Annotated in this window: 4 protein-coding genes; 2 read left to right on the top strand and 2 right to left on the bottom strand. The window is 72.6% G+C overall.

From position 1 onward, the window contains the following. Positions 1-959: 959 nt before the first annotated feature. On the bottom strand, positions 960-2,468 hold the full coding sequence (glpK, locus tag AB0B58_RS30825; RefSeq protein WP_360230664.1) for a glycerol kinase GlpK: 1,509 nt from the start codon (positions 2,466-2,468) through the stop codon (positions 960-962). Continuing rightward, positions 2,465-3,232 carry an IclR family transcriptional regulator gene (locus tag AB0B58_RS30820; RefSeq protein WP_360230662.1) on the bottom strand — a complete coding sequence of 256 codons (768 nt, stop codon included), beginning with the start codon at positions 3,230-3,232 and terminating at the stop codon, positions 2,465-2,467. Before AB0B58_RS30820 ends, glpK (AB0B58_RS30825) begins: the two co-directional genes overlap by 4 nt. 121 nt (positions 3,233-3,353) lie before the next feature. Between AB0B58_RS30820 and glpK (AB0B58_RS30815) the strand changes: the two genes are divergently transcribed. Together glpK (AB0B58_RS30815) and AB0B58_RS30810 are read left to right on the top strand one after the other, a co-directional pair. After that, positions 3,354-4,841 carry a glycerol kinase GlpK gene (gene glpK / locus AB0B58_RS30815; RefSeq protein WP_360230660.1) on the top strand — a complete coding sequence of 496 codons (1,488 nt, stop codon included), beginning with the start codon at positions 3,354-3,356 and terminating at the stop codon, positions 4,839-4,841. 23 nt (positions 4,842-4,864) lie between these two features. Further along, positions 4,865-6,589, top strand: coding sequence for a glycerol-3-phosphate dehydrogenase/oxidase (locus AB0B58_RS30810; RefSeq protein WP_360230658.1), 1,725 nt, complete (start codon positions 4,865-4,867; stop codon positions 6,587-6,589). Positions 6,590-6,615: the final 26 nt, after the last annotated feature.

The following is a 6,615-nucleotide window of genomic DNA, read 5'->3' as shown; positions in this document are numbered from 1 at the left end:
GCCGAGTCTGCTGGTTTGGCCGAGTCTGCTGGTTTGGCCGAGTCTGCTGGTTTGGCCGAGTCTGCTGGTTTGGCCGAGTCTGCTGGTTTGGCCGAGTCTGCTGGTTTGGCCGAGCCTGCCGGTCCGGCCGAGCCTGCCGGTCTCGTCGAGGATGTCCAGACGGGTCACGGGGCCAGAATCCCCGCTGTCGTGGCTGAGGGTGCTGGCGCGGCCGAACCTGCCCAGACATGCCCGGCAGGCAGAGCCCCTGTCGCCAGGGGCTCTGCCCATCCGGACACGCCTGCCGGACGCACACCACCGGCCAGGCGAAGCTCACCGGGGAACGTCGGCCGCGGCCCGTCTGATCTCCGCGGGGCCGGTGAGGCGGCCGCCGGACTGGCCAAGGGGAATGACGCATCCAAACCCTCGGAGATCCCGGCCGACACCCCGCAGCCCACCCGCGAGCGGCGCCCGCCTCGGAACGCCGGCAAGAGTCCCCGCACCACCGCGACATCGTCCACACCGCAGCGGCAGCCTGACACCGGCCCCGGCGCTGACCCGATTCGCAGCGAGATCGCCCTATTTCGCTGCAAACCTTTGAAACGGTGTGCGGAACCGTCGCACGTCCCGCTGGGCCTCACCCGCCAGGTGGGCGGTCGGTGCTCCCACATTGCGTCATACGCCCGGGCGAGCCACTTCAGAGCACGCAGACCAAAGCACATACGAGGCACCGCCAACGACCCGTGAACCTCCACAGTCAGGCGCACCGCCGGGGCCGGCTGCTGCTGGCGGTCGGTGTGGTCTGGGGTCTGGTCTGGCTTGGGGTGGCTGGCTGGCTGGCTGGCTGGCTGCTGGCGGTCGGTGTGGTCTGGTGGGGTCTGGGCTGGCCGCTGCTGGCGGTCGGTGGTCTGGGGTCTGGGGTCTGGGGTCTGGGGTCTGGGGTCTGGGGTCTGGTCTGGGCCGGATCGAGACGATGGTGATCAGTGCGGGCCGGAGCCCGGGCGGGGACGGCTCCAGACGACGGCGCATTCGATGGCGCGCTGCCAGTTGTCGTACTCGGTCGCGCGGTGCCCGGGGTCCATGGTGGGCAGCCACTGCCCGGCGCGGTGCCGGTTGTTGCGCAGGTCCTGCAGGTCGGACCAGTAGCCGACGGCGAGGCCGGCCGCGTAGGCGGCGCCGAGGGACACGGTCTCGGCGACCATCGGGCGGACCACCGGGACGTGCAGGACGTCCGCGACGATCTGCATGAGCAGGTTGTCCGAGGTCATGCCGCCGTCGACGTTGAGCGCCGTGAGCGCCAGGCCGGAGTCGGCGTTCATCGCGTCGACCACGTCGCGGGTCTGCCAGCCGGTCGCCTCCAGGACGGCCCGGGCCAGGTGGCCTTTGGTGATGTACGAGGTCAGCCCCACGATGACGCCGCGGGCCTCGCTGCGCCAGTACGGCGCGAAGAGCCCGGAGAACGCCGGCACGATGTAACAGCCGCCGTTGTCGTCGACGGTCCGGGCGAGGGTCTCGATCTCCGAGGCGGTGCCGATCAGCCCGAGGCCGTCGCGGACCCACTGGACCAGCGAGCCGGTGATCGCGATCGAGCCCTCGAGGGCGTACCGCGCGGGTTCGCCGGCGAGCTGGTATGCGACGGTGCTGAGCAGCCCGTGCGTCGAGCGGACCAGCTCCGTACCCGTGTTGAGCAGCAGGAAGCTCCCGGTGCCGTAGGTGCATTTGGCCTCGCCGGGGTTGAAGCAGGTCTGGCCGAACAGGGCGGCCTGCTGGTCACCGATCGCGGCGGCGATGGGTACGCCGGGCAGGACGGTGTCGGCGTGGCCGTAGACCTCGGACGAGGAACGGATCTCGGGGAGCATCGCCCGGGGGATGTCGAAGAAGCCGAGTAGTTGTTCGTCCCATTGCAGGGTGGCCAGGTTCATCAGCATGGTCCGGCTGGCGTTGGTGACGTCGGTGAGGTGCCGGCCGGTCAGGTTCCACAGCAGCCAGCTGTCCATGGTGCCGAACAGCACCTCGCCGCGCTCCGCCCGTACCCGAAGGTCCGGATCGTGGTCGAGCAGCCAGCGCAGGCGGGTCGCGGAGAAGTAGGTCGCCAGGGGCAGGCCGCTCAGCTCCGGCACGATCGCGGCGTCGGCGCGCCGGCCGAGGCGTTCGACCAGCTCGCCCGTGCGGGTGTCCTGCCAGACGACGGCGGGCGCCACCGGCGCGCCGGTGGCGCGGTCCCAGAGCACGGTGGTCTCGCGCTGGTTGGCGATGCCGATCGCTGCGACCTGCTCCGGGCCGATGCCGGCCTCCCGCAGCGCCCGGGGGATCAGCCGCTGTACGTCGCGCCAGATCCGGGCCGCGTCGTGCTCGACCCAGCCGGGCCTCGGGTACGACTGCGGGTGCTCGCTGCGGACCACGGAGACCACGGTGGCGCGGCGGTCGAACAGGATGCACCGCGTGGACGTGGTGCCCTGGTCGATGGCGAGGACGTAGCGTTCGCTCACGGTCGCGGCCCGGCCAGGTCGCGGGAGATCGCCCGGGCGGCGTCGCACACGTACTCGACAAGCGCAGGCCGGGGCCGTCCCCGGGTGTCGCAGAGCCGCTCGGTCTCGCCGGAGATCCCGATGGCGCCGACGACCAGCCCGCCGGAGGTACGCACGGGCGCCGCGATGCCGGCCCGGCCGGCCGAGCGCTCCTCGACCGAGAGCCCCCAGCCGCGCGACCGGACCTCGGCGAGCGACCGCGCGAGGTCCCGGGGCGAGCCGACGGTCCGCCGGGTGTACGCGTCCAGCGCGCCCCGGGCGGCGGCGTCCGCGGCCACCGGGTCGTAGGCCAGCAGCACCTTGCCCAGCGCGGTCGCGTGCGGGGGCAGCAGGCTGCCCGTGTCCATCGACTGCGCGGAGTCGTCGGGCCGGAACACGTGGTGGATCACCATCACGCTCCCGTCGTGCAGCGTGCCGATGCGGACCTCCTCGCCGCTGCGGGAGGCGAGCGTGTCCGCCCAGTCGAGCGCCCGCGAGCGCAGCTCGTTGACGTCGAGCCCGCCGGACCCGAGCTCGAGCAGGCCGCGGCCGAGCCGGTAGCGGGTGGTCCGGGGGTCCTGCTCGACGAATCCGATGTGTTCGAGCGTGCGCAGGATGCTGTGCGCGGTCGACTTGGCGAGGCCGAGGGAGTCGGCGATCTCCTTGACCCTGAGGCGGTCCGGGCCGGCCGCGAGCAGCCGCAGGACGGCCGACGAGCGTTCGATGGACTGGATCAGACCCGGCACGGCGCGAGCGTAGCCCGATCGCCGGACGCGGGCAACGTGCGACATTGTCGCACGATCTGCGTTGACCCTGCCTTGTCCGCTTTCTAACGTCGCGGCACGTAGGGGCAACCGGGAGGAAACCGTGGCGGACTTCGTCGGCGCGATCGATCAGGGCACCACCAGCACGCGGTTCATGATCTTCGACCGGGCCGGTACCGAGATCGGCCGGTACCAGATCGAGCACCGGCAGCTGCTGCCCGGCGCCGGGCGGGTCGAGCATGACGCGCTCGAGATCTGGGAGAACACCCGCAAGTGCATCGCGGTCGCGTTGGGCGAGTCCGGGCTGGGGCCCGGCGACCTGGCCGCGGTCGGGATCACCAACCAGCGCGAGAGCGTCGTGGTGTGGGACCGCGCGACCGGCCTGCCGTGCCACAACGTGATCGTCTGGCAGGACACCCGCACCGACCGGATCGTCGCCGAGCTCGACCGCGACGGCCGCGGCGACGTGATCCGCGAACGCACCGGCCTGCCGCCGGCCACCTACTTCTCCGCGGCGAAGGTCCAGTGGCTGCTCGACAACGTCGACGGTCTCCGGGTACGGGCGGAGCGCGGCGAGGTGCTGTTCGGCACCATGGACAGCTGGCTGCTGTGGAACCTGACCGGCCGGCACCTCACCGACGTCACCAACGCCAGCCGGACCATGCTGATGAACCTGGCCACCCTGCAATGGGACGAACAACTACTCGGCTTCTTCGACATCCCCCGGGCGATGCTCCCCGAGATCCGTTCCTCGTCCGAGGTCTACGGCCACGCCGACACCGTCCTGCCCGGCGTACCCATCGCCGCCGCGATCGGTGACCAGCAGGCCGCCCTGTTCGGCCAGACCTGCTTCAACCCCGGCGAGGCCAAATGCACCTACGGCACCGGGAACTTCGTTCTGCTCAACACCGGCACCACGCCGGTGCGCTCGACGCACGGGCTGCTCACGACCGTCGGCTACCGCTTCGGTGACGAGGCGCCGGTGTTCGCGCTGGAGGGCTCGATCGCCGCCACCGGCTCCGCCGTGCAGTGGCTGCGCGACCAGATCGGGTTCATCGGCACCGCCGCCGAGAGCGAGTCCCTCGCCGGCCGGGTCGACGACAGCGAGGGCGTCTGCTTCGTGCCCGCCTTCTCCGGGCTGTTCGCGCCGTACTGGCGCTCGGACGCGCGGGGGGCGATCGTCGGGCTGTCCCGGTACCACACCGCCGCGCACATCACCCGGGCCGCGCTCGAGGCCATCTGCTACCAGACCCGCGACGTGGTCGAGGCCATGGCGCGCGACGCCGGCACGTCGCTGGACTGCCTCAAGGTGGACGGCGGCGTGACCGTGAACGCGCTCTGCATGCAACTGCAGGCGGACATCCTCGGCGTGCCGGTCAGCCGGCCCGCCGTGGCCGAGACCACCGCGCTGGGTGCCGCGTACGCCGCCGGGCTCGCGGTCGGCCTCTGGCGCTCGACCGAGGAGCTGCGGGCCAACTGGCGCGAGGACCGGCGCTGGCAGCCGACCTGGTCCGCGGACCGGCGCGACGAGGGACACACGCGGTGGAAGGCGGCCGTCGACCGCAGCCTCAACTGGGTCAGCGTCAGCTGACACATCACGAGAAGAGGACCGTAATGAACAAGGCAGCGATGGCGCCGCAGGCGCGCGAGGCGGCCCTGGCCGCGATGTCGACCGGCGACGAGCTCGACGTGCTGGTGGTCGGGGGTGGCGTGGTGGGAGCGGGCTGCGCGCTCGACGCGGCCACCCGCGGGCTCTCGGTCGGCCTGCTGGAGGCGCGGGACTTCGCCAGCGGCACGTCCAGCCGGTCGAGCAAGCTGATCCACGGCGGCCTGCGCTACCTGGAGATGCTCGACTTCGGCCTGGTGCGCGAGGCGCTGCGCGAGCGCGGCCTGCTCGTACAGCGGTTGGCGCCGCACCTGGTTCGCCCGATCCCGTTCCTCTACCCGCTGCGGCACCGGGCCTGGGAGCGGCTCTACGCCGGCGCCGGCGTGCTGCTCTACGACACCCTGGGCATCTCTGGCGGGTTCAGCGCGGGCCTGCCGCGGCACCGGCACCTGAGCCGCGGCGCCGCCCTGCGCGCCTTCCCGGCGATGCGCCCCGAGTCGCTGGTCGGCGCGATCCAGTACTACGACGCGCAGGTGGACGACGCCCGGCACACCCTCTTCCTGGCGCGCACCGCGGCGGCGCACGGCGCGCACGTCGCGGCCCGTACCGAGGTCATCGGGTTCCTCCGCGAGGGCCGCCGGGTCGTCGGGGTCCGGGCGCTCGACACCGAGTCCGGCACCGAGCTGGAGATCCGGGCCCGCACCGTCATCAACGCGACCGGCGTGTGGACCGACGACATCCAGGCGCTGCTGCCGGAGCGCGGGCAGTTCAACATCACCGCGTCCAAGGGGGTACACCTGGTCGTGGCGCGCGACCGCATCCCGGCCACCACCGGCATGATCCTGCGCACGGCGACGAGCGTGCTGTTCGTCATCCCGTGGGAGCGGCACTGGATCGTCGGCACCACCGACACCCCGTGGGACCTGGACAAGGCGGAACCGGCGGCGTCGGGCCGCGACGTCGACTATCTGCTGGAAGAGGTCAACAAGGCCCTCGTCACCCCGCTGACCCGCGCGGACGTCCAGGGCGTCTACGCCGGCCTGCGCCCGCTGCTGTCGGCCGACGCCGAGCTGACCTCGAAGCTGTCGCGCGAGCACGCGGTGGACACCCCGGCGCCGGGCCTGGTCATCGTCGCGGGCGGCAAGTACACGACGTACCGGGTGATGGCCAGCGACGCCGTCGACGCCGCGGCCCGGGACCTCACCGCCCGGGTACCGGCCTCGTGCACGGCCCAGGTCCCGCTGCTCGGCGCGGACGGCTACCCGGCGGCGTGGAACCGCCGCGCGATGATGGCCCGCCGGGCCGGCCTGCACGTCTCGCGGATCGAGCACCTGCTGCACCGCTACGGCACCCTCGTCGAGGAGGTGCTGGCGCTGATCGAGGCCGACCCCACGCTGGGCGAGCCCCTCGACGGCGCCACCGACTACCTGCGTGCCGAGGTGGTCTACGCGGTCACCCACGAGGGCGCGCGGCACCTGGAGGACGTGCTCACCCGCCGCACCCGCATCTCGATCGAGACGCCGGACCGGGGCATCGCGGCGGCCCGTGCCGCGGGTCCGCTCATCGCCGGCCCGCTCGGCTGGACCAGCCAGGACACCGCCGGCGAGATCGCCCGCTACGAATCGGAGGTAGCGGCCGAGCTCGCCGCCCAGGAGCAGCCGGACGACCGCACCGCGAACGCGAGCCGCCGCGGCGCCGCCGAGGCCGCACCCCTAGCTGCCGCACTCGCCTGAGCACGTCGCACCGCCGACGTGCGCCG

The sequence above is a fragment of the Actinoplanes sp. NPDC049118 genome, assembly GCF_040648555.1.
GTDB lineage: Bacteria > Actinomycetota > Actinomycetes > Mycobacteriales > Micromonosporaceae > Actinoplanes.
Note: the sequence above shows the minus strand (reverse complement) of the source record. Positions and strands in the feature narration are given on the sequence as shown.